This window comes from Streptomyces sp. NPDC059906 (genome assembly GCF_042730645.1).
GTDB classification, from domain to species: Bacteria; Actinomycetota; Actinomycetes; order Streptomycetales; family Streptomycetaceae; genus Streptomyces; species Streptomyces rubrogriseus.
In genome coordinates this window covers 85,154-104,464 of sequence record NZ_JBHWKU010000012.1, presented here as the reverse complement: position 1 = coordinate 104,464, position 19,311 = coordinate 85,154, and the positions used below count along the sequence as shown (strand labels likewise).

Sequence of the window (19,311 nt, the reverse complement as noted above, 5' to 3'; positions counted from 1 at the left end):
GAAGGGGCAGCCTGGCGGCGAGCCCGCGAAGAAGCAGCACAGCAACGAGCCCGCGAAGGGGCAGCCCGGCGACGAGCCCGCGAAGGGGCAGCCGGGTGGTGAGCCCGGAAAGAAGCAGCCGGGTGGTGAGCCCGCGAAGAACCAGCCAGGCGGGGAACCGGCCGAGCGAGGGCCCGACGCCGCCTCCGCCGGAAGCCAGTCGCACGGTGAGCGGGCGAAGCGGAGCCAGTCCGGCTCGCCCCGTGCGTCCGGCAAGCCGCGCCGCGCCGTCGAGGCCGCCGGACCGCGGCCCGCCCGAGGAGGCTCGGCCAAGCCGGGCAAGTCCTCCCGCGCCTCCGGAGCGGGCTCCGCCGGGAAACGGCCCACCGCCCCGTCCGGACCGAGCCGGTCCGCGGGCCCGCCCACCGACCCCGGCCCCGAACCCCCGGCGAACCAGCCGCCCCCCGGACCCGACATCGCCCCCGGCCCCGTCAGGCGCACCGACCGCCGTGCCGCGGAAGGAGACTCATGAACACCGGTGAACTCGTCGACCTCGGACAGCAGTTGCGTGTCGACAGCGTACGGGCGGCCGCCGCCGCGGGCTCCGGGCACCCGACGTCGTCGATGTCCGCCGCGGACCTGATGGCCGTACTGCTGGCCAACCACCTCCGCTACGACTTCGAGCGCCCCGCCCACCCCGGCAACGACCGCTTCGTACTCTCCAAGGGACACGCCTCGCCCCTGCTCTACTCCGCCTTCAAGGCGGCCGGTGCCATCGACGACGAGGAACTGCTCACCTTCCGCAAGCAGGGCAGCCGCCTGGAGGGGCACCCCACGCCGCAGCGGCTGCCGTGGGTCGAGACGGCCACCGGGTCGCTCGGCCAGGGGCTGCCCGTGGGCGTCGGCATCGCGCTGTCCGGCAAGCGGCTCGACCACACCGACTACCGCGTGTGGGTGCTGTGCGGCGACAGCGAGCTGGCCGAGGGGTCGATCTGGGAGGCCGCCGAGCACGCCGGGCACGAGCACCTCGACAACCTCACCGTGATCGTCGACGTCAACCGGCTCGGCCAGCGCGGCCCCACCCGGCACGGCCACGACCTCGACGCCTACGCCCGCCGGTTCCGGGCCTTCGAGTGGCACACGATCGAAGTCGACGGCCACGACGTCGACGCCGTCGACCGCGCCTACGGCGAGGCCCTGTCCACCAAGGGCCAGCCCACCGCGATCATCGCCCGCACCCTCAAGGGCAAGGGCGTCGAGGCCGTGGAGGACCGCGAGGGCCAGCACGGCAAGCCGGTGCCCGATGCCGAGGAGGCCGTCGCCGAACTCGGCGGCCCCCGTGACATCACGGTGCGGGTGCACGCGCCCGAGGACGCCCGGTCACTGCGCTCGACGGGCACCGGGCAGACCGAGCTGCCCCGCTACGACCAGGGCGACGAGGTCGCCACCCGCAACGCCTTCGGCGAGGCGCTCGCCGCGGTCGGCACCGCGCGCGGCGACGTCGTCGCCCTCGACGGCGAGGTCGGCGACTCCACCCGGGCCGAGTTCTTCGCCAAGGAACACCCCGAGCGCTACTTCGAGTGCTACATCGCCGAGCAGCAGATGGTCGCCGCCGCGGTGGGGATGGCGGCCCGCGGCTGGGTGCCGTTCGCCACCACCTTCGCCGCCTTCCTGACCCGCGCGTACGATTTCGTGCGCATGGCCTCGATCAGCGGCGCCGGCATCAACCTCGTCGGCTCCCACGCGGGCGTCGCCATCGGCCAGGACGGGCCCAGCCAGATGGGCCTGGAGGACCTCGCCATGATGCGGGCCATCCACGGCTCGACCGTGCTCTACCCGTGCGACGCCAACCAGGCCGCGCGCCTCGTCGCCGAGATGGCCGGCCTGGAGGGCATCCGGTATCTGCGCACCTCGCGCGGCGAGAGCAAGGTGATCTACGGCCCCGACGAGGAGTTCCCCGTCGGCGGCAGCAAGGTGCTGCGTTCCTCCGACGCCGACCGGCTCACCGTGGTCGCGGCCGGCGTCACCCTGCACGAGGCGCTCGCCGCGGCCGACGCACTCGCAGCGGACGGCATCCCGGTCCGGGTGATCGACCTGTACTCGGTCAAGCCCGTCGACCGGGCCACCCTGCGCGCCGCCGCCGAGGAGACCGGCTGCCTGGTGACCGTGGAGGACCACCGGCGGGAGGGCGGCATCGGCGACGCCGTCCTGGACGCGTTCACGGACGGACGGCCCGTGCCCCGGCTGGTGCGGCTCGCCGTCACGACGATGCCGGGCTCCGCGACCCCGGCGGAGGAACTGCACGGCGCCGGGATCGACGCCGAGTCCATCGAGGCGGCCGCACGGATGCTCGTGGAGCAGGCGATCGTTCCGTGAGCGGGAGCGGGAGCGGGAGCGGCAGGGGTGGCGGCCCACGGACCGTGCGGGCCGGACGGCACACGGTGGAGGTCCACCGGCCGGACAAGGTGCTGTTCCCGGCCGGTGAGGGGGGTACGGAGGAGTACACCAAGGGCGATCTCGTCGACTACCACCGTGCCGCCGCCCCGTTCATGCTGCCGCATCTGCGGGGCCGCCCGCTGATGCTGGAACGGCATCCGGACGGCGTCGACGGTCCGCGGTTCATGCAGAAGAACACCCCGGAGCACTACCCGGAGTGGATCGACCGCGTCGAGGTCGGCAAGGAGGGCGGCACCGTCTGCCACACCGTGTGCGACGACTCCGCCACCCTCGTGTACCTCGCCGACCAGGCCGCGCTCACCCTGCACCGCTGGCTGTCCCGGACCGGGCGGCTCGACCGGCCCGACCGCATGGTCTTCGACCTCGACCCGGCCCAGGACGACTTCGAGGCGGTGCGCGCGGCGGCCCGGCTGCTGGCCGAACTGCTCGACGAGCTGAAGCTGCCCTCCGCGCCGATGACCACCGGGTCCCGGGGCCTGCACGTCGTCGTGCCGCTGGACGGCCGCCAAGACTTCGACGACGTACGGGAGTTCGCGCGGGCCGTCGCCGACGTCCTGGCCGCCGCCCGCCCCGACCGGCTCACCACCGCCGCCCGCAAGAAGGACCGCGGGGACCGGCTCTACCTCGACATCCAGCGCAACGCCTACGCGCAGACCGCCGTGGCCCCCCTCACCGTCCGCGCCCGCCCCGGCGCCCCCGTGGCCACGCCCATCTCCTGGGACCAGCTGGACGACCCGGCCCTGCACGCCCGCCGCTGGACCGTCGCCGACGCCGTGGACCAGGCCCGCACCCGGCCCTGGGCCGGGGTCATGAACCGCCCCCGTGCCCTGGGCCCCGCCCGGCGGCGCCTGACCGCCCTGCACGGCTGAACGCTCTGCACGGCTGAGCGGATTGTGCAACTCGGCGAGGTTTGGCGAACACACATACGGCCACCCGAGTGACGAGGTGGCCATGACCAACACCAAGAAGACGCCCGAATCCCACGATGCGCAACGAGATTCACGCGAGTCACAGGGCTCACACGAGTCACACACACCACACAAGTCGCAGCGTCCCAAGCCAACGGAGGTTCTGCGAGAGGCGCGAGCGCAGCTCGCGGAGCTCACCGGCATGACCGCCGAGTCCGTGTCGTCCTTCGAGCAGACGGGGGAGGGCTGGGCCCTTGAGGTCGAGGTCCTGGAACTGGAGCGGGTGCCCGACACCATGAGCCTGATGGCGAGCTACCAGGTGGAACTGGACGCCGAGGGACAGCTCACGGGCTACCGCCGCGTTCGGCGCTACGAGCGCGGGCGGGCCGACTCCCGCGGCGGCCGCTAGGCCCTGGACAAGACAGAGAAGACGGAGGAATAGCTGGCATGACTGTCGTACCGGCACAACAGACCGGCGGTGGAGGCGGCAGCAGCGGCCTTTACGACGTGCTTGAGCTTGTTCTGGACAGGGGGCTCGTCATCGACGCATTCGTGCGCGTCTCCCTGGTCGGCATCGAGATCCTGAAGATCGACGTCCGTGTCGTCGTCGCCAGCGTGGACACCTATCTGCGCTTCGCCGAGGCGTGCAACCGGCTCGACCTGGAGGCCGGGCCGCGCAAGGACCCGGGGCTGCCCGACCTGGTCGGCGAGATGACCGAGTCCGGCGCCCGGGGCAAGTCCAAGGGGGCGCTGTCCGGCGCCGCCGAGACCATCTCCGACGCGTTCAAGCAGGCCCGTGACGACGGCGGCTCCGAGCGTGAGACGTCGTCGCGTCCGCGGGCCCGCAAGGCCGCGCCCTCGCGCCGGAAGGAGGAGCAGGAGTGAGTACGTACGTCTACGGCATCACCGCCGCCACGCATCCCTCGCTCCCCGAGAGCACGAGCGGGGTCGGTGACCCACCGCGCCAGGTGCGGATCCTCGAGCAGGGCGAGCTGGCGGCCGTAGTCAGCGACGCCCCCGACGGGCTGCGCCCCAAGCGCAGGGAGCTGCTCGCCCACCAGAACGTGCTGAGCGAGATCGGCGCGGACGGCTGTGTGCTGCCCATGCGCTTCGGCAGCGTCGCCCCCGACGACAAGGCGGTCACCGGAGTCCTCGCCGAGCGCGCCGAGCACTACGCGGAACGCCTGGGGGCGCTGGACGGCCGCGTCGAGTACAACATCAAGGCCAACCACGTCGAAGAGGCCGTACTGCACCACGTGATGGCCGAGAACCCGGAGATCCGCGCCCTCGCCGAGTCCAACAGGCAGGCGGGTGGCGGGACGTACGAGACGAAGATCCAGCTCGGCGAGATGGTCGCGGCCGCGATCAAGGACAAGGAGGCCGGGGACGCCACGGCGCTGGAGCGCGCCCTGGAGGCCGCCGCCGACGCCGTGAGCGTGGGCCCCGAGTCCACCGGCTGGCTGGCCAACGTCTCGTTCCTGGTGAAGCGGGAGGCGGCCGACGAGTTCCTGGCCGCCGTCGAGCGGGCCCGCGGCGGGATGCCGCACCTGGAGGTCCGCGTGAACGGCCCGCTGCCGCCGTACAGCTTCGTCGAGCCGGGGCCGGCCGAGCCCGCGGGCACGGCGGCCGGCGGGGCGGACGCCGGAGCGGGGTGACGACATGGGACTGATCTCGGAGGTCCTGCTGCTGCCGTTCGCACCGGTGCGCGGCAGCGGGTGGGCCATCAGACAGGTGCTGGAGGAGGCCGAGCGGATCTACTACGACCCCGCCACGGTACGGGCCGAACTTGCCCGCCTGGAAGAGCAGTTGGAGGCCGGTGAGATCACGGAGGAGGAGTTCGACGGACAGGAGGACGAGCTTCTGGACCGGCTGGAGATCGCTACGCGCACGAGCGCGGGATTGGGCAACGGGACGGCACCATGAATCGAGTGGGACTGGGCCTCGCCATAGGGGCCGGATACCTGCTGGGACGCACGAAGAAGCTGAAAATGGCGGTCGCCGTGGGCACCATGGTGGCCGGCAAGAAGCTGAACCTGACCCCGAAGGGCATCGCCGAACTGGTCTCCGGCCAACTGCAGAACAACCCGCAGTTCAAGGAGATCGGGGACCAGTTGCGCACGGACCTGCGGGGCGTGGGCAAGGCGGCCTCGGGCGCCATGGTCGAGCGGCAGATCGACGCCCTCGCCGACCGGCTGCACGGGCGCACCGCCGAGGTGCGCGACCAGCTCTCCGGCGTGGCCTCCCGGGCACCCGGCACCGGATCCGACGACTCCCGTGACTCCCGCGACTCCGAGGCCTCGGAGGACTCGGAGTACGAGGAGGCCGGAGAGCGGGAGGAGCCCGAGGAGCACCAGGACGCCGGTGAGCCCGAGGAGTCCGAGGAGCGGCGGGCGCCGCGGCGCGCGCGGCCCGCGAAGAAGGTACCGCCCGAGGCGCGCGGCACGGCCCGGAAGGCGCCCGCGAAGAAGGCCGCCGCCAAGGCCCCCGCGAAGAAGGCGGCGGCCAAGCGTGCCCAGCCCGCCAAGAAGGCGGCCGGAAAGAAGCCGGCAGGGACCAGGAACGCCGCCCGCGGCGCCGGTGCCCGGCGGTCGAAGGACGGTGGTGAGCGATGAGCGACTCCCTGGGGTCCGCGGCCTCCACGGCGGGTAAGGCCGCGAAGAAGAACCCGCTGGCCGATGTGGCGCAGAGCGAGGCGGCCGACCGCCTCAAGGCCGAGGTGCAGGACTATCTCGCCGCACAGGCGACCCGGCTGCTGACCGGGGTCGGCACCAAGCTCGGCGAGACCACCGGCAAGCTCAACGACATCGCCGAGGGCAACAGCCCCGGATTCGCCAAGCTCGCCCTCGACGGCGGACGCAAGCTCGCCGAGGGCAAGAGCCCTATGCGGGCCGCCTTCGAGGTGGGCGCCGGCAAGGTCAAGGACAACGTGGTCGGCGCCTTCAAGAACCTCACCGGCGGCAAGGGCCGCAAGAAGGGCGGCGGCGGCCAGAAGCCGACGGTCATCATCGAGTACGTCGACGTGGGCGTGCCGCTGCGCACGGCCTACGACCAGTGGACCCAGTACCAGGACTTCAGCACCTTCGCCAAGGGCGTCAAGAGCGCGAACCGCGCCGACGACACGTCCTCCGACTGGCAGCTGAAGGTCTTCTGGTCCAACCGCAGCTGGAAGGCGACGACCACCGAGCAGGTGCCCGACGACCGGATCTCCTGGACGTCCGAGGGCGCCAAGGGCTCCACCAAGGGCGTCGTCAGCTTCCACCAGCTCGCGGACAACCTGACCCGCGTGGTCCTGGTCATCGAGTACTACCCGAAGGGCCTGTTCGAGAAGACCGGCAACATCTGGCGCGCCCAGGGCCGCCGGGCCCGGCTCGACCTCAAGAACTACGTCCGCCACATCACCTTCAAGGGCGAGGCCGACGACGGCTGGCGCGGCGAGATCCGCGACGGCGAGGTCGTCCGCAGCCACGAGGACGCGGTGGCGGAGGAGGAAGAGCAGCAGGACCAGGACCAGGACCAGGGCCAGGACCAGGAGCAGGAGTCCGAGGGCGGGGCGGAGGCCGAGTACGACGAGGAGCCCGAGGGCGAGTACGAGGAAGAGCCCGAGGGCGAGTACGAGGAGGAGCCGGAGGAAGAGGCCGACGCCGAGTACGAGGAGGAACCGGAGGCCGAGTACGAGGAGCCCGAGGACGAGAAGGAAGCCGGGGAGGACGAGTACGCGTCCCGTGAGGAGTACGAGGGCGCCGAGGGCGGGAGCCGTCGATGACCACCCCCAGCCGGCTGCCCGATCCCTACGGCCAGGGACAGAGCGCCAACCTCGCCGACATCCTGGAGCGGGTGCTCGACAAGGGGGTCGTGATCGCGGGCGACATCAAGATCAACCTGCTCGACATCGAGTTGCTGACCATCAAGCTGCGGCTCGTCGTCGCCTCCGTCGACAAGGCCAAGGAGATGGGCATCGACTGGTGGGAGAGTGACCCCGCACTGTCCTCGCGCGCCCGGCACGACGAACTCACCCGGGAGAACGCGGCGCTCCGCGAACGCCTGCGTGAGCTGGACCCGGGCCGGGTGCCGAGGGAGGAGGCGCCGTGACCGGGCTGCGCTACGTGTACGCCGTCTGCCGACCCTTCGACGCGGCCCTCCAGGCCCAGCTCACGGGGGTGGCGGGCGATCCGCCCCGGCTGCTGCCGCACGGCGGCCTGGTCGCCGTCGTCAGCCATGTTCCCGAGGCCGACTTCGGCGAGGAGGCCCTGCGCGACCGCCTGGAGGACCTGGACTGGCTGACCGCCACCGCCCGCGCCCACCAGCAGGTGGTCGACGCGCTCACCGCCGTCACCACCCCGCTGCCGCTCCGGCTGGCCACCGTCTTCAGGGACGACAGCGGCGTACGCGTGATGCTGCAGGAGCGCGAGGCGGCCTTCCGGCGCACACTCGACCGGCTGGACGGCCGGGTGGAGTGGGGCGTGAAGGTCTACGTGGAGGCGGATCCGGCGCAGCAGGCGCAGTCCGCGCGGCCGGCCGCGTCGGCACAGCCCGCGCCGAAGCCCGCCTCGGGCCGGGACTACCTTCGGCAGCGGCGCCGGCAGTCCCGGGCGAACGACGACCTGTGGAGCAGGGCCGAGGAGTTCGCCACCGGTCTGCACGCGAGGCTGTCCGACCGGGCCGACGGCGCCCGGCTGCACGCGCCGCAGAACCCCCGCCTTTCCGGTGCCGCCGGGCGGAACGTTCTCAACGCCGCCTATCTGGTGGCCCGCGACGCATCCGAGGAATTCGTCGAAATGGTGGACCGTACGAAGGACGACGCCCCCGGAATTCGCGTGGAACTCACCGGGCCGTGGGCGGCCTATTCCTTCGCCGGAGAGACAGAGGAGGAGGACTCGTGACCGTCGTGGAGCGCCGCGAGATCGCGTTGGTCGACCTGCTCGACCGGCTGCTGGCGGGCGGAGTCGTCATCACCGGTGACGTCACGCTGCGCATCGCGGACGTCGACCTGGTCCGCATCGACCTGAACGCGCTGATCAGCTCGGTCAACCGCAACGTCCCCTCACCGTTCGGGGACTGACGTGACCGAACCCGCCGAGCCCCGCAAGCGCCGCCTCGACCTCGATCCCGACACGGTCGAGCGCGACCTGATCAAGCTGGTCCTGACGGTCGTCGAACTGCTGCGCCAGCTCATGGAACGCCAGGCGCTGCGCCGTGTCGACGAGGGCGACCTGAGCGAGGACCAGGAAGAGCGGATCGGGCTCACCCTGATGCTCCTCGACGACCGCATGACCGAGCTGCGTGACCGCTACGGACTGCGGCCCGAGGACCTGAACCTGGACCTCGGGCCGCTGGGACCGCTGCTGCCCCGGGAGTGAGCGAATCCGACACCGAACAGGCGCCGGTCACGCTTCCTTTCTGCACAGAATTTCTCCGTGCAGAACGCTGAACCAGCCTTCCGGGTGCTTTCCCCAGTCCCGCCAGGCCGCCGAGACGGCGCGCAGGCGCTCCGGCGTCGCATGGCCGCCCCCGGTCGCGCGCTCCGCGTACGCGGATGCCAGGGTGCGGTCCGCCCACAGGCCGCTCCACCACTCCCGCTCCTCGGGTGTGGTGAAGGTCCAGGTGGCCGAGGTCGCCGTGATGTCGGTGAACCCCGCGTCGAGCGCCCAGGCCTTCAGACGGCGTCCGGCGTCCGGCTCGCCGCCGTTGGCGCGCGCCACCCGGTGGTACAGGTCCAGCCAGTCGTCCATGCCCGAAGACGCGGGGTACCAGGTCATGGCCCCGTAGTCGGAATCACGGACGGCGATGAACCCGCCCGGCCGCGCGACCCGCCTCATCTCGCGCAGCGCCCGCACCGGGTCACCCACGTGCTGGAGCACCTGGTGCGCGTGGACCACGCAGAAGGTGTCGTCCGGGTAGTCCAGCGCGTGCACGTCCGCGACCGCGAAGCCGGTGTTCCCCAGCCCCCGAGCGGCGGCCGTGGCCCTGGCCCGCTCCACGATCTCCGGCGACCGGTCCACGCCGGTGACGTGGCCGTCCGGAACCAGTTCCGCCAGGTCGGCGGTGATGGTGCCCGGCCCGCAGCCGATGTCCAGGATCCGCATGTGGGGCCGCAGGGACGAGAGCAGGTAGGCGGCGGAGTTCTCGGCGGTGCGCCAGGTGTGCGAGCGCAGCACGGACTCGTGGTGCCCGTGCGTGTAGACGGCGGTCTCATGCGGCTTCGGCATGGTCGATCCCCTCTCCCGACAGTGTGATCACGGTACGCCCGTCAGCCGCATGGTGAGATCGCCGTTTTGCCATGTGGACTGACGAGGCGTCAGAGGCGTCAGGAAGAGGGAAGGGGGTGTGGTGTCAGGAGAACAGGCCGCCACCGGGCAGCGGCCGGTACACCGTGAGCGCCTCGGGCAGCTTCTCCAGCGTCAGGTCGCCCTCGGTCTCGGTCAGCTCGCCGTCGTACGCCATCAGCGTGCCCGGCGCGACCCCCGACAGGCGCAGCCGGGGCACCTGCACCGCCGCGTGGGCGGGGGAGCGGGTCAGCGGTCCGGCGAGGGCCGCGGACAGCAGCCGCAGGGCCGGCCGGCGGCCCCCGTGCACCACCCGCACGTCCAACTGCCCGTCCGCCAGGTCGAGCCGGCGCCCCGAGGCGAGCCCGCGGCGGTGGTATGTGCCGTTGCCCGCGAACAGCATCCACAGCGGGCGCCGGCGGCCCCGCACCTCGGCCTCCAGCGGGTGCCGGTCGGCGCGCAGCACCCGCACGGCGGCGAGCACCCCGGCCGGCCAGCCGCCGATCCGGGGCGACCAGCGCTCCCGCTCGTTGACCAGCTCCGGGTACACGCCGAGGCTGAAGGTGTTCAGGAAGACACCGCGCCGCCCGCCGGAGGCGAACCGGCCCACGTCCACCCGCACCCCCTCGCCCCGCTCCAGCGCCCCGCACAGATCCCGTACGTCCTCCACGCCCAGGTCGTAGGCGAAGTGGTTGAGCGTGCCGCCGGGCAGGACCGCGAGCGGCAGGCCGTGGCGGAGCGCGATCTCGGCCGCCGCGTTCACGGTGCCGTCGCCGCCGCACACGCCGAGCGCCCGGGCGTGACCGGCCGCCTTCTCCAGTTCGGCCTGGACGTCCCCCGGCTCGCACTCCACCACCTCCGCGTCGGGCAGCGCGTCGCACAGGGCCCGGACCCGGTCCGAGGTGCCCGAGCCGACGTTGGCGACCATCACCAGCCCCTCGCCCCCCGGCAGCGCGGGCACCTCGGCACGCGGCCGGGCCGGCGGGGTGTGCTGGGCCCGGGTCGGCACCAGGCCCCGTACGGCGAACGCGGCCCCCGCCCCGAGGGCCGCACCGGCCAGGACGTCGCTCGGGAAGTGGACGCCGGTGTACACCCGGGACAGGGCCACCGCGGCGGCCACCGGGGCCACCGCCGCACCCCACGCCGGGGACTCCAGCGCGACACCGGTCGCGAACGCCGCGGCCGACGCGGCGTGCCCCGAGGGGAAGGACGTCGTGATCGGCTGCCGCTTCAGCTGCCGGACCAGCGGCACCGGGTCCAGTACCGGACGGGGGCGCCGCACCGAGCGCTTGCCCAGCGTGTTGATCGTCAGCGAGGCCAGGCCCAGCGAGGCGAGCCCCCGGGCGGCCGCGCGCCGGGCCCTCGGGGTGCGCGACGCGGCCAGGGCGGCGCCCACCGCGAACCACAGCACTCCGTGATTGGCGCCGCGGCTCAACCGGGGCAGCAGAGGGTCCGCGCCCGGCCAGGTGCGGGAGGCGACGGCCTCGAACGCCCGCTGGTCCAGCCGCAGGAAACCGTTGCGGAGGGGGTGCGGGCCGGGTGTGGCGGCGGTGAGGTCTACGTCGGGACTCATGGATCCCGACTACCCTGCGGACGGCGTTTCCTGCCGGTGGTCCGCGCGTGGTCCGCGCCACATGCCCGGGGCTCGGGCGCCGCGGCGGAAATGGGTTTGCCCGGGGAGCGGCCGGAGCCGCAGAATCCCGTTCCATGGGTCACCTCGAAGCCGCGCACCTGGAGTACTGCCTCCCCGACGGGAGGGCGCTCCTCGGCGACGTCTCCTTCCGGGTGGGGGAGGGGGCCGTCGTGGCCCTCGTCGGACCCAACGGCGCGGGCAAGACCACCCTGCTGCGCCTGCTGGCCGGTGAGCTGAAACCGCACGGCGGGACCGTTGCCGTCGGTGGCGGCCTCGGCGTGATGCGCCAGTTCGTGGGCTCCGTACGCGACGAGACCACCGTGCGCGACCTGCTGGTGTCCGTCGCGCCGCCCCGGATCCGCGAGGCCGCGCGCGCCGTCGACGCCGCCGAGCACGCGATCATGACGGTGGACGACGAGGCCGCCCAGCTGACCTACGCGCAGGCGCTCTCCGACTGGGCCGAGGCGCGGGGGTACGAGGCGGAGACCCTGTGGGACATGTGCACCACGGCCGCGCTGGGGATGCCGTACGACAAGGCTCAGTGGCGGCAGGTGCGCACCCTGTCCGGGGGTGAGCAGAAACGCCTCGTCCTGGAGGCGCTGCTGCGCGGCACCGACGAGGTGCTGCTGCTCGACGAGCCGGACAACTACCTCGACGTGCCCGGCAAGCGCTGGCTGGAGGAGCGGCTCGCCGAGACCCGCAAGACCGTCCTGTTCGTCTCCCACGACCGGGAGCTGCTGGCCCGCGCCGCCGAGAAGATCGTCTCGGTCGAGCCGGGGCCCGCGGGCGCCGACGCCTGGGTGCACGGCGGTGGCTTCACCACCTTCCACGAGGCCCGCCGCGAACGCTTCGCCCGCTTCGAGGAACTGCGCCGCCGCTGGGACGAGAAGCACGCGCAGCTGAAGAAACTGGTGCTGACACTGCGTCAGGCCGCCGCGGTCAGCCACGACATGGCCTCCCGCTATGCCGCCGCCCAGACCCGGCTGCGCAAGTTCGAGGAGGCCGGGCCGCCGCCCGAGCCGCCGCGCGAGCAGGACATCCGGATGCGCCTGAAGGGCGGCCGCACCGGCGTCCGCGCCGTCACCTGCGGGGCACTGGAACTCACCGGCCTGATGAAACCCTTCGACCTGGAGGTCTTCTACGGCGAACGGGTCGCCGTCCTCGGCTCCAACGGCTCCGGCAAGTCGCACTTCCTGCGGCTGCTGGCCGGCGACGACGTGGCCCACACCGGGAACTGGAAGCTGGGGGCGCGCGTGGTGCCCGGCCACTTCGCGCAGACCCACGCCCACCCCGAGCTGCTGGGCCGCACCCTCCTGGACATCCTGTGGACCGAACACGCCCAGGACCGGGGCGCCGCCATGTCCCGGCTGCGCCGCTACGAACTGACCCAGCAGGCCGAGCAGGCCTTCGACCGGCTCTCCGGCGGCCAGCAGGCCCGCTTCCAGATCCTGCTGCTGGAACTCCAGGGCGTCACCGCCCTGCTCCTCGACGAGCCCACCGACAACCTCGACCTGGAATCGGCCGAAGCCCTCCAGGAGGGCCTGGAGGGCTTCGAGGGCACGGTCCTCTCGGTCACCCACGACCGCTGGTTCGCCCGCTCCTTCGACCGGTACCTGGTCTTCGGCAGCGACGGCCGGGTGCGCGAGACGGCGGAGCCGGTCTGGGACGAACGGCGGGTGGAGCGGGCCCGCTGACGTCCGGACTCCGGACTCCGGACTCCGACTCCGGAGGAGCCCCGGGGCCCCGGGGGCCCGGGGAGATCACTTCCAGCGCAGCAGCGCCCCCAGGCCGCCCACCGGCGCCTTCTGGGACGTCTCCGGCGGCAGCACCGGCGTCACCGAGATCGCGGGCGCGCCGGTCATCACCGCCGACCGCAGCAGGGCGTCGTCCGCCCGCGCCGACCAGGAGTTCTGCTCGCCGAGCGTCTTCAGCTCCGTACGGCGCACCGCCACCTGGTCGGCGTCCTCGCCGATCCACACCTCGCGGTGCGTGTCGGGGGCGTCCGGGATGACCAGCAGTTCGTCGATGCGGTGCTCCCGGGCGGCCTCGACCAGCGCGGGCACGCCCTCCGCCGCGCCGGCCCGGCCCTCGTCGTCCGGCGACCGGGCGGCCAGGAACCGGTCCAGGTCCTCCCGGGCACGGGCCCGGACGTGGTCGTCGCGCAGCCCCTCCACCTCGTCGTCCAGCAGCCTGCTGCCGGCGCCGCGGGAGGCCTCGGCGACGCGCTCCTGCAGGCGCGAGGGCAGCCGCTCGTGCACCGAGCGCCGCTCCCGGTCGTCACCGACCAGGATCAGCAGGTCGGCGCCGGTCTCCTCCTGGCACACGGCGAGCGCGTCCGCGATCTCCGCCGCGTTGTGCTCCCAGGTGTTCTCCACCCGGAGCTGGAAGTGGCGCTCCGACCAGTCCGCGCTGCTCGTGCGGTGCACCGGCCACTGCCTGCCGGTCACGCCGCCCGCGTCGGAGCTGCCCAGCGCGCTGCGCAGCTCGAAGTCGGCACCCTTGCGGTCGATGTACGCCACCACGCACACCGGGTCCTCGCCGGCCAGGTCGAGCAGCGGCGTGACGTGCGGCAGCGGGGCCCAGTCGGCGGTGGTCCCGCCGTACGGGGGCCGGGCCAGCGCCGGATCGAGGACCACCTGTCCCGCACACGCGAACAGGGCCCGCCCGTGCGGATCGGTGGCGTGCCGCAGCTCGTCCACCGCCTCCCGCACCGCCCGGCAGGTGGCGTCGTCCGCGCCCTGCTCCGCCAGCTCCCGGGCCACCGCGGCGGCCGTCAGCTCACGCTCGTGGGGGGTGTCCTCCGTGTGCCGGGAGAGGTCGACGTAGACGGAGGCCCAGGGCCCCTGGTGTTCGTAGAGGGGGTGCAGAAACGCTAGATCCATGTGGCTGCCCTCCCGGGTGCCGCTCGGGGGTGGTAGTGCTGCGGGGCGGGTACCCGGCACGCATGAACGAACACGACACGCGGGACGGCACCACGACCGGAGTGGACCCGGGCCGCCTGGACGACCAGCAGCTGATGAAGGAACTGGAGACCATCCACCGCACGCGCCACGACACCCTGCTGTACGGCTCGAACGACGCGCTGCGGGCCCACAACGACCGCATGGCCCGGCTGGAGGGCGAGTGGCTGCGCCGCAATCCCCGGCGCCCGGTGGCCCCCGGCCGCACCCGCGAGGGCGCCCGGGAACGCGGCTGCGGCCAGGCCGCCGCGCCCGGTGGCTGAGCGCGACGGCGGGCCACCGGCGATCTCTCACCGGCGGCCCGCCGCCCGTCGCTCGGCCGGCCGCCTCAGCCGGCCGCCTTGGCGAACTGCGCGAGGTAGGTCTCGCAGAACGCCTCGAGGTCGTCCGGCTTGCGGCTGGTGATCAGGACGTTGTCGCCCGCGTCGCAGACCTTGACCTGCTCGTCGACCCAGGTGGCGCCCGCGTTGCGCAGGTCCGTTCGCAGACTGGGCCACGAGGTCATGGTGCGGCCGCGCACCACGTCCGCCTCCACGAGCGTCCACGGCGCGTGACAGATGGCGGCCACCGGCCGGCCCTGCGTGAAGAAGTCCTTGACGAACGCCACGGCCTTCTCGTCCATTCGCAGGAAGTCCGGATTGGCCACCCCGCCGGGCAGGACGAGACCGCCGAACGCGTCGGCGGAGGTCTCGCCCACCACCTCGTCGACGGGGAACGTGTCCGCCTTGTCGAGGTGGTCGAAGCCCTGGATCTCGCCGGACTGCGTGGACACGAGCACCGGGTCGTGCCCCGCGTCCTTCGCCGCCCGCCACGGCTCGGTCAGTTCCACCTGCTCCACGCCCTCGGGCGCGGTCAGAAATGCGATGCGCATGGAGTTTCGGTATCCCTTCCGGCGCCTACGCGCCCTGCGGACCGGACCGGCCGCTCTCGGTGAGGGCCACCGCCAGCTCCTGGACGTTGTCGTAGCGCGCCTTGTGCGGCAGTCGGTCCAGCTCCTCGACGAGGGCGTCCGGCGCGTTGCCGCGGCGCAGTGTGCGGGTCAGTTCCCGCGGTCCCGCGGGGAAGCTGCCCCGGGTCAGGTTCCGGGCCAGTTCGAGCCGCAGGGCCTCCAGGTACGTCGGTCCGCGGCCCGGTGTCACCGGTCCGTACATGACGTCCGGATCGTCCTCGGCGGCCGGCTCCGGGTCGTTCCACTCCTCGCTGCGGGTGGGGTGCCCGGACCTGAGCAGACCCTGCAGTTCATGCTTCATCTCGTCGTCGCGGTGGACGCTCATCCGGTCGCTGCCTCGCTGCATGTCTCCCTCCAGATCCTTAAGGGGTGCCGACCGCGTACCCGGACACCGCGGGCCGACACGGATTCATCCGGCCGGGTCCGCTCCGATTTCCGCGGCCCTGGAGCGAATCAGCAAGCGGATCAGTAATCGAGAAGCGCGGGCCGCCGGACGCCCTCTAGCGTGTGACCACCGAGGCCCTGAGGGCGTCACCTTCACCGAGCCCCCGACAGATGGAGACACGATGAGCAGCGCCAAGAGGCCGGGCACGCAGGGACCCGGGTCGCACGTCGCCGACAGCCACGACCTGATCCGTGTGCACGGCGCCCGCGAGAACAACCTCAAGGACGTCAGCATCGAGATCCCCAAGCGGCGGCTGACCGTGTTCACCGGCGTCTCCGGCTCGGGCAAGAGCTCGCTGGTGTTCAACACCATCGCAGCCGAGTCGCAGCGGCTGATCAACGAGACCTACAGCGCCTTCGTCCAGGGCTTCATGCCCACGCTCGCCCGCCCCGAGGTGGACGTCCTGGACGGGCTCACCACCGCCATCATCGTGGACCAGCAGCGGATGGGCGCCGACCCCCGCTCCACCGTCGGCACCGCCACCGACGTCAACGCCATGCTGCGCATCCTCTTCAGCCGCCTCGGCGAGCCGCACATCGGCCCGCCCAGCGCGTACTCCTTCAACACCGCCTCGGTCCGGGCCAGCGGCGCGATCACCGTCGAACGGGGCAACAAGAAGGCCGTGAAGGCGACCTTCCAGCGTACCGGCGGCATGTGCACGAACTGCGAGGGCCGCGGGACCGTCTCCGACATCGACCTCACCCAGCTCTACGACGACTCCAAGTCGCTCGCCGAGGGCGCCTTCACCATCCCCGGCTGGAAGTCGGACAGCCAGTGGACCGTGCAGGTGTACGCCCAGTCCGGCTTCGTCGACCCGGACAAGCCGATCCGCGAGTACACCGACCAGGAGCTGCGGGACTTCCTGTACGGCGAGCCGGTCAAGGTGAAGGTCAACGGCGTCAACCTCACCTACGAAGGCCTGATCCCCAAGATCCAGAAGTCCTTCCTGTCCAAGGACAAGGAGGCCATGCAGCCGCACATCAGGGCCTTCGTGGAGCGGGCCGTCACCTTCACCACCTGTCCCGAGTGCGAGGGCACCCGGCTCAGCGAGGGCGCCCGCTCGTCGCGGATCGGGAAGATCTCCATCGCCGACGCCTGCGCGATGGAGATCCGGGACCTCGCCGAATGGGTCCGTGACCTGGCCGAGCCCTCGGTGGCGCCGCTGCTCACCGCGCTGCGCGACACCCTCGACTCCTTCGTGGAGATCGGCCTCGGCTACCTCTCGCTCGACCGGCCCGCGGGCACCCTGTCCGGCGGCGAGGCACAGCGCGTCAAGATGATCCGCCACCTCGGCTCCTCGCTCACCGACACCACGTACGTCTTCGACGAGCCCACCGTCGGACTGCACCCGCACGACATCCAGCGGATGAACGACCTGCTGCTGCGCCTGCGGGACAAGGGCAACACGGTCCTCGTCGTCGAGCACAAGCCGGAGGCGATCGCGATCGCCGACCACGTGGTCGACCTCGGCCCCGGCGCGGGCACCGCGGGCGGCACCGTCTGCTTCGAGGGCACCGTCGAGGAGCTGCGGGCCGCCGACACCGTCACCGGCCGCCACCTCGAGGACCGGGCCGTCCTCAAGGCGTCGGTCCGCAAGCCCACCGGCGCCCTGGAGATCCGCGACGCGCGGACGCACAACCTCCAGGGCGTCGACGTCGACGTCCCGCTCGGCGTGCTCTGCGTGGTCACCGGCGTGGCGGGCTCCGGCAAGAGCTCGCTGATCCACGGTTCGGTCCCGGCCGGCGCCGACGTGGTGTCGGTCGACCAGAGCCCCATCAAGGGCTCGCGGCGCAGCAACCCCGCGACGTACACGGGACTGCTCGAACCGATCCGCAAGGCCTTCGCCAAGGCCAACGGCGTGAAGCCGGCCCTGTTCAGCGCCAACTCCGAGGGCGCCTGCCCCACCTGCAACGGCGCCGGTGTCATCTACACCGACCTGGCCATGATGGCCGGCGTCGCCACCCCCTGCGAGGACTGCGAGGGCAAGCGGTTCCAGCCCGCCGTCCTGGAGTACCGCTTCGGCGGCCGGGACATCAGCGAGGTGCTCGCGATGTCGGTGGACCGGGCCGAGGAGTTCTTCGGCGCCGGGGAGGCGCGCACCCCGGCCGCGCACAAGATCCTCCAGCGGCTCGCCGACGTCGGGCTCGGCTACCTCACCCTCGGCCAGCCGCTCACCACCCTCTCCGGCGGCGAGCGGCAGCGCCTGAAGCTGGCCACCCACATGGGCGAGAAGGGCGGCGTGTACGTCCTCGACGAACCCACCACGGGACTGCACCTCGCCGACGTCGAGCAGCTGCTCGGCCTGCTCGACCGCCTCGTCGACGCCGGCAAGTCGGTCATCGTCATCGAGCACCACCAGGCCGTCATGGCGCACGCCGACTGGATCATCGACCTCGGCCCCGGCGCCGGTCACGACGGCGGGCGGATCGTCTTCGAGGGCACCCCCGCCGACCTCGTCGCCGACCGCTCCACCCTCACCGGCGAGCACCTCGCCGCCTACGTCGGCGCCTGAGCGCGCCCCCCGCCCACAGCGCCGGAACCGCTACCGGGGGTGTCCGGCGCTGTGGGATCGTGGTCGGGTGACGACGCTGGAGGATCTGGCCCGGCTGCGCCGGGCCCGCGACCTGATGGACCGCGAGTACGCCGAGCCGCTCGACGTGCCGGCGCTGGCGCGCGTCGCCCTCATGTCGGCGGGCCACTTCTCCCGCAGCTTCCGCGCCGCCTACGGGGAGACCCCGTACAGCTACCTGATGACGCGCCGCATCGAGCGCGCCATGGCGCTGCTGCGGCGCGGCGACATGAGCGTCACCGAGGTCTGCTTCGCGGTCGGCTGTACCTCACTGGGGTCGTTCAGCTCGCGGTTCACCGAACTGGTCGGCGAGAGCCCGAGCGCCTACCGGGACCGCGATCACGCCGCCGGGGCCGCCCTCCCGGCCTGCGTCGCCAAGGTCTACACCCGGCCGGTCAGGAACGGCGAGTCGGCCAGGAGCGGGACGCCGGCCGGAAAGGGCGAGCCGGTCAGGAACGGAGAAGCGGCGCCCGCGCCGCCGCCCGTAGCGTGACGCGCATGGACATCAGCCTCTCGCAGTGCTTCATAGCCGTCGACGACCACGACACGGCGCTCGCCTTCTACCGGGACGTGCTCGGCCTGGAGGTCCGGGGCGACGTCGGGTACGAGGGGATGCGCTGGGTGACCCTGGGCTCCCCGGCGCAGCCCGACGTGGACATCGTTCTCGAACCCCCGCTCGCGGACCCCAACGCCTCGGCCGCCGACAAGCAGGCGATGGCCGACCTGCTGGCCAAGGGCCACCTGCGCGGCGTCATCCTCACCACCGACGACGTCGACGCCGCCTTCGAACACGTCCGCGCCGCGGGCGCCGAGGTCCTCCAGGAACCGGTCGACCAGCCCTACGGCGTCCGCGACTGCGCCTTCCGCGACCCGGCCGGCAACATGGTGCGCCTCCACCGTCCGCGCAAGGGCTGAGAAGAAGCCGGGGGTTTGCCGCGGGGGACACGGGGCATGCGCAAGGTCAGTGCTTCGGACAGGAGGCACGTCCGTGGGAGCGGCGCGACGCCGTCACGGATGCGTCCGTCCGGGGGCCGGACGCCCTCCCACGGTGACCGCCCGACCAAGGGCCCCGTCGTCGTCACGGTGCCGCCGCCCCGCGAGCCGCGGGTTCCCAACCTCCGGCCGCGATCAGCGGGGCCGCACCGACC

22 protein-coding genes and 1 pseudogene are annotated in these 19,311 nt (G+C 72.7%); 18 read left to right on the top strand and 5 right to left on the bottom strand.

The annotated features are described in order from the left end of the window. The 13 genes and pseudogenes from ACFV9J_RS19985 to ACFV9J_RS19925 all read left to right on the top strand — a co-directional run. Positions 1-511, top strand: a pseudogene (locus tag ACFV9J_RS19985) (dehydrogenase); the annotation flags it as partial. After that, on the top strand, positions 508-2,355 hold the full coding sequence (locus ACFV9J_RS19980) for a transketolase (protein ID WP_385355987.1): 1,848 nt from the start codon (positions 508-510) through the stop codon (positions 2,353-2,355). The pseudogene ACFV9J_RS19985 and the gene ACFV9J_RS19980, both read left to right, overlap by 4 nt. Before the next feature lie 44 nt (positions 2,356-2,399). Then, positions 2,400-3,305 carry a non-homologous end-joining DNA ligase gene (ligD, locus tag ACFV9J_RS19975; RefSeq protein WP_385356127.1) on the top strand — a complete coding sequence of 302 codons (906 nt, stop codon included), beginning with the start codon at positions 2,400-2,402 and terminating at the stop codon, positions 3,303-3,305. An 82-nt stretch (positions 3,306-3,387) separates the two neighbouring features. Further along, on the top strand, positions 3,388-3,753 hold the full coding sequence (locus ACFV9J_RS19970; RefSeq protein WP_385355986.1) for a gas vesicle protein: 366 nt from the start codon (positions 3,388-3,390) through the stop codon (positions 3,751-3,753). A 38-nt stretch (positions 3,754-3,791) separates the two neighbouring features. Next, positions 3,792-4,229, top strand: coding sequence for a gas vesicle structural protein GvpA (locus tag ACFV9J_RS19965; protein ID WP_003972478.1), 438 nt, complete (start codon positions 3,792-3,794; stop codon positions 4,227-4,229). Further along, on the top strand, positions 4,226-4,999 hold the full coding sequence (locus ACFV9J_RS19960) for a GvpL/GvpF family gas vesicle protein (RefSeq protein ID WP_385355984.1): 774 nt from the start codon (positions 4,226-4,228) through the stop codon (positions 4,997-4,999). Before ACFV9J_RS19965 ends, ACFV9J_RS19960 begins: the two co-directional genes overlap by 4 nt. A 4-nt stretch (positions 5,000-5,003) precedes the next feature. Next, positions 5,004-5,267: a gas vesicle protein GvpG gene (locus tag ACFV9J_RS19955; RefSeq protein WP_385355983.1), complete on the top strand. Its 264-nt coding sequence runs from the start codon at positions 5,004-5,006 to the stop codon at positions 5,265-5,267. After that, positions 5,264-5,956, top strand: a complete 693-nt coding sequence (locus ACFV9J_RS19950) for a DNA primase (RefSeq protein WP_385355982.1) — start codon at positions 5,264-5,266, stop codon at positions 5,954-5,956. The genes ACFV9J_RS19955 and ACFV9J_RS19950 overlap by 4 nt, the downstream gene beginning before the upstream one ends. Further along, on the top strand, positions 5,953-7,107 hold the full coding sequence (locus tag ACFV9J_RS19945; RefSeq protein WP_385355981.1) for an SRPBCC family protein: 1,155 nt from the start codon (positions 5,953-5,955) through the stop codon (positions 7,105-7,107). Before ACFV9J_RS19950 ends, ACFV9J_RS19945 begins: the two co-directional genes overlap by 4 nt. Further along, on the top strand, positions 7,104-7,433 hold the full coding sequence (locus ACFV9J_RS19940; RefSeq protein ID WP_003972473.1) for a gas vesicle protein: 330 nt from the start codon (positions 7,104-7,106) through the stop codon (positions 7,431-7,433). Before ACFV9J_RS19945 ends, ACFV9J_RS19940 begins: the two co-directional genes overlap by 4 nt. Continuing rightward, positions 7,430-8,224: a GvpL/GvpF family gas vesicle protein gene (locus ACFV9J_RS19935; protein WP_385355979.1), complete on the top strand. Its 795-nt coding sequence runs from the start codon at positions 7,430-7,432 to the stop codon at positions 8,222-8,224. Before ACFV9J_RS19940 ends, ACFV9J_RS19935 begins: the two co-directional genes overlap by 4 nt. Continuing rightward, entirely contained in the window at positions 8,221-8,403 is a 183-nt protein-coding gene (locus ACFV9J_RS19930; protein WP_003972471.1) for a gas vesicle protein, read from the top strand. The genes ACFV9J_RS19935 and ACFV9J_RS19930 overlap by 4 nt, the downstream gene beginning before the upstream one ends. 1 nt (position 8,404) lies before the next feature. Next, on the top strand, positions 8,405-8,701 hold the full coding sequence (locus ACFV9J_RS19925; RefSeq protein WP_356865025.1) for a gas vesicle protein K: 297 nt from the start codon (positions 8,405-8,407) through the stop codon (positions 8,699-8,701). Between the two features lie 27 nt (positions 8,702-8,728). On the opposite strand, the gene ACFV9J_RS19920 is transcribed toward ACFV9J_RS19925, so the two are convergent. Together ACFV9J_RS19920 and ACFV9J_RS19915 are read right to left on the bottom strand one after the other, a co-directional pair. Beyond that, complete coding sequence (locus ACFV9J_RS19920; protein ID WP_385355978.1) at positions 8,729-9,550, bottom strand: methyltransferase domain-containing protein; 822 nt, start codon at positions 9,548-9,550, stop codon at positions 8,729-8,731. A gap of 124 nt (positions 9,551-9,674) precedes the next feature. Further along, on the bottom strand, positions 9,675-11,180 hold the full coding sequence (locus tag ACFV9J_RS19915; protein WP_385355977.1) for a bifunctional phosphatase PAP2/diacylglycerol kinase family protein: 1,506 nt from the start codon (positions 11,178-11,180) through the stop codon (positions 9,675-9,677). 134 nt (positions 11,181-11,314) lie between these two features. On the opposite strand from ACFV9J_RS19915, the gene ACFV9J_RS19910 reads away from it, so the two are divergent. Next, positions 11,315-12,934, top strand: a complete 1,620-nt coding sequence (locus ACFV9J_RS19910) for an ABC-F family ATP-binding cassette domain-containing protein (RefSeq protein WP_385355976.1) — start codon at positions 11,315-11,317, stop codon at positions 12,932-12,934. Positions 12,935-13,000: 66 nt separating this feature from the next. Here the strand turns inward: ACFV9J_RS19910 and ACFV9J_RS19905 are convergent, their stop codons facing one another. Further along, entirely contained in the window at positions 13,001-14,122 is a 1,122-nt protein-coding gene (locus ACFV9J_RS19905; protein ID WP_003972465.1) for a Vms1/Ankzf1 family peptidyl-tRNA hydrolase, read from the bottom strand. Positions 14,123-14,184: 62 nt separating this feature from the next. Between ACFV9J_RS19905 and ACFV9J_RS19900 the strand changes: the two genes are divergently transcribed. Continuing rightward, positions 14,185-14,463 (top strand): DUF6158 family protein, encoded by a 279-nt coding sequence (locus ACFV9J_RS19900; RefSeq protein WP_385355975.1) that lies wholly within the window; start codon positions 14,185-14,187, stop codon positions 14,461-14,463. A 65-nt stretch (positions 14,464-14,528) separates the two neighbouring features. Here ACFV9J_RS19900 and ACFV9J_RS19895 read toward each other — a convergent pair whose 3' ends face one another. Further along, complete coding sequence (locus tag ACFV9J_RS19895) at positions 14,529-15,071, bottom strand: type 1 glutamine amidotransferase domain-containing protein (RefSeq protein ID WP_385355974.1); 543 nt, start codon at positions 15,069-15,071, stop codon at positions 14,529-14,531. Positions 15,072-15,096: 25 nt separating this feature from the next. Further along, positions 15,097-15,495, bottom strand: coding sequence for a DUF2795 domain-containing protein (locus tag ACFV9J_RS19890; protein WP_385355973.1), 399 nt, complete (start codon positions 15,493-15,495; stop codon positions 15,097-15,099). A 220-nt stretch (positions 15,496-15,715) separates the two neighbouring features. Between ACFV9J_RS19890 and ACFV9J_RS19885 the strand changes: the two genes are divergently transcribed. The 3 genes from ACFV9J_RS19885 (at position 15,716) to ACFV9J_RS19875 (ending at position 19,078) form a co-directional block, all read left to right on the top strand. Beyond that, the gene (locus ACFV9J_RS19885) at positions 15,716-18,106 is read left to right on the top strand and encodes an ATP-binding cassette domain-containing protein (protein WP_385355972.1); all 2,391 of its coding nucleotides are present in this window, start codon (positions 15,716-15,718) and stop codon (positions 18,104-18,106) included. A gap of 67 nt (positions 18,107-18,173) precedes the next feature. Continuing rightward, a complete protein-coding gene (locus ACFV9J_RS19880) occupies positions 18,174-18,656 on the top strand; it encodes a helix-turn-helix transcriptional regulator (RefSeq protein WP_385355971.1) in 483 nt (160 codons plus the stop codon). 5 nt (positions 18,657-18,661) lie between these two features. Continuing rightward, positions 18,662-19,078 (top strand): VOC family protein, encoded by a 417-nt coding sequence (locus ACFV9J_RS19875; protein WP_385355970.1) that lies wholly within the window; start codon positions 18,662-18,664, stop codon positions 19,076-19,078. The last annotated feature ends 233 nt before the right edge of the window (positions 19,079-19,311 follow it).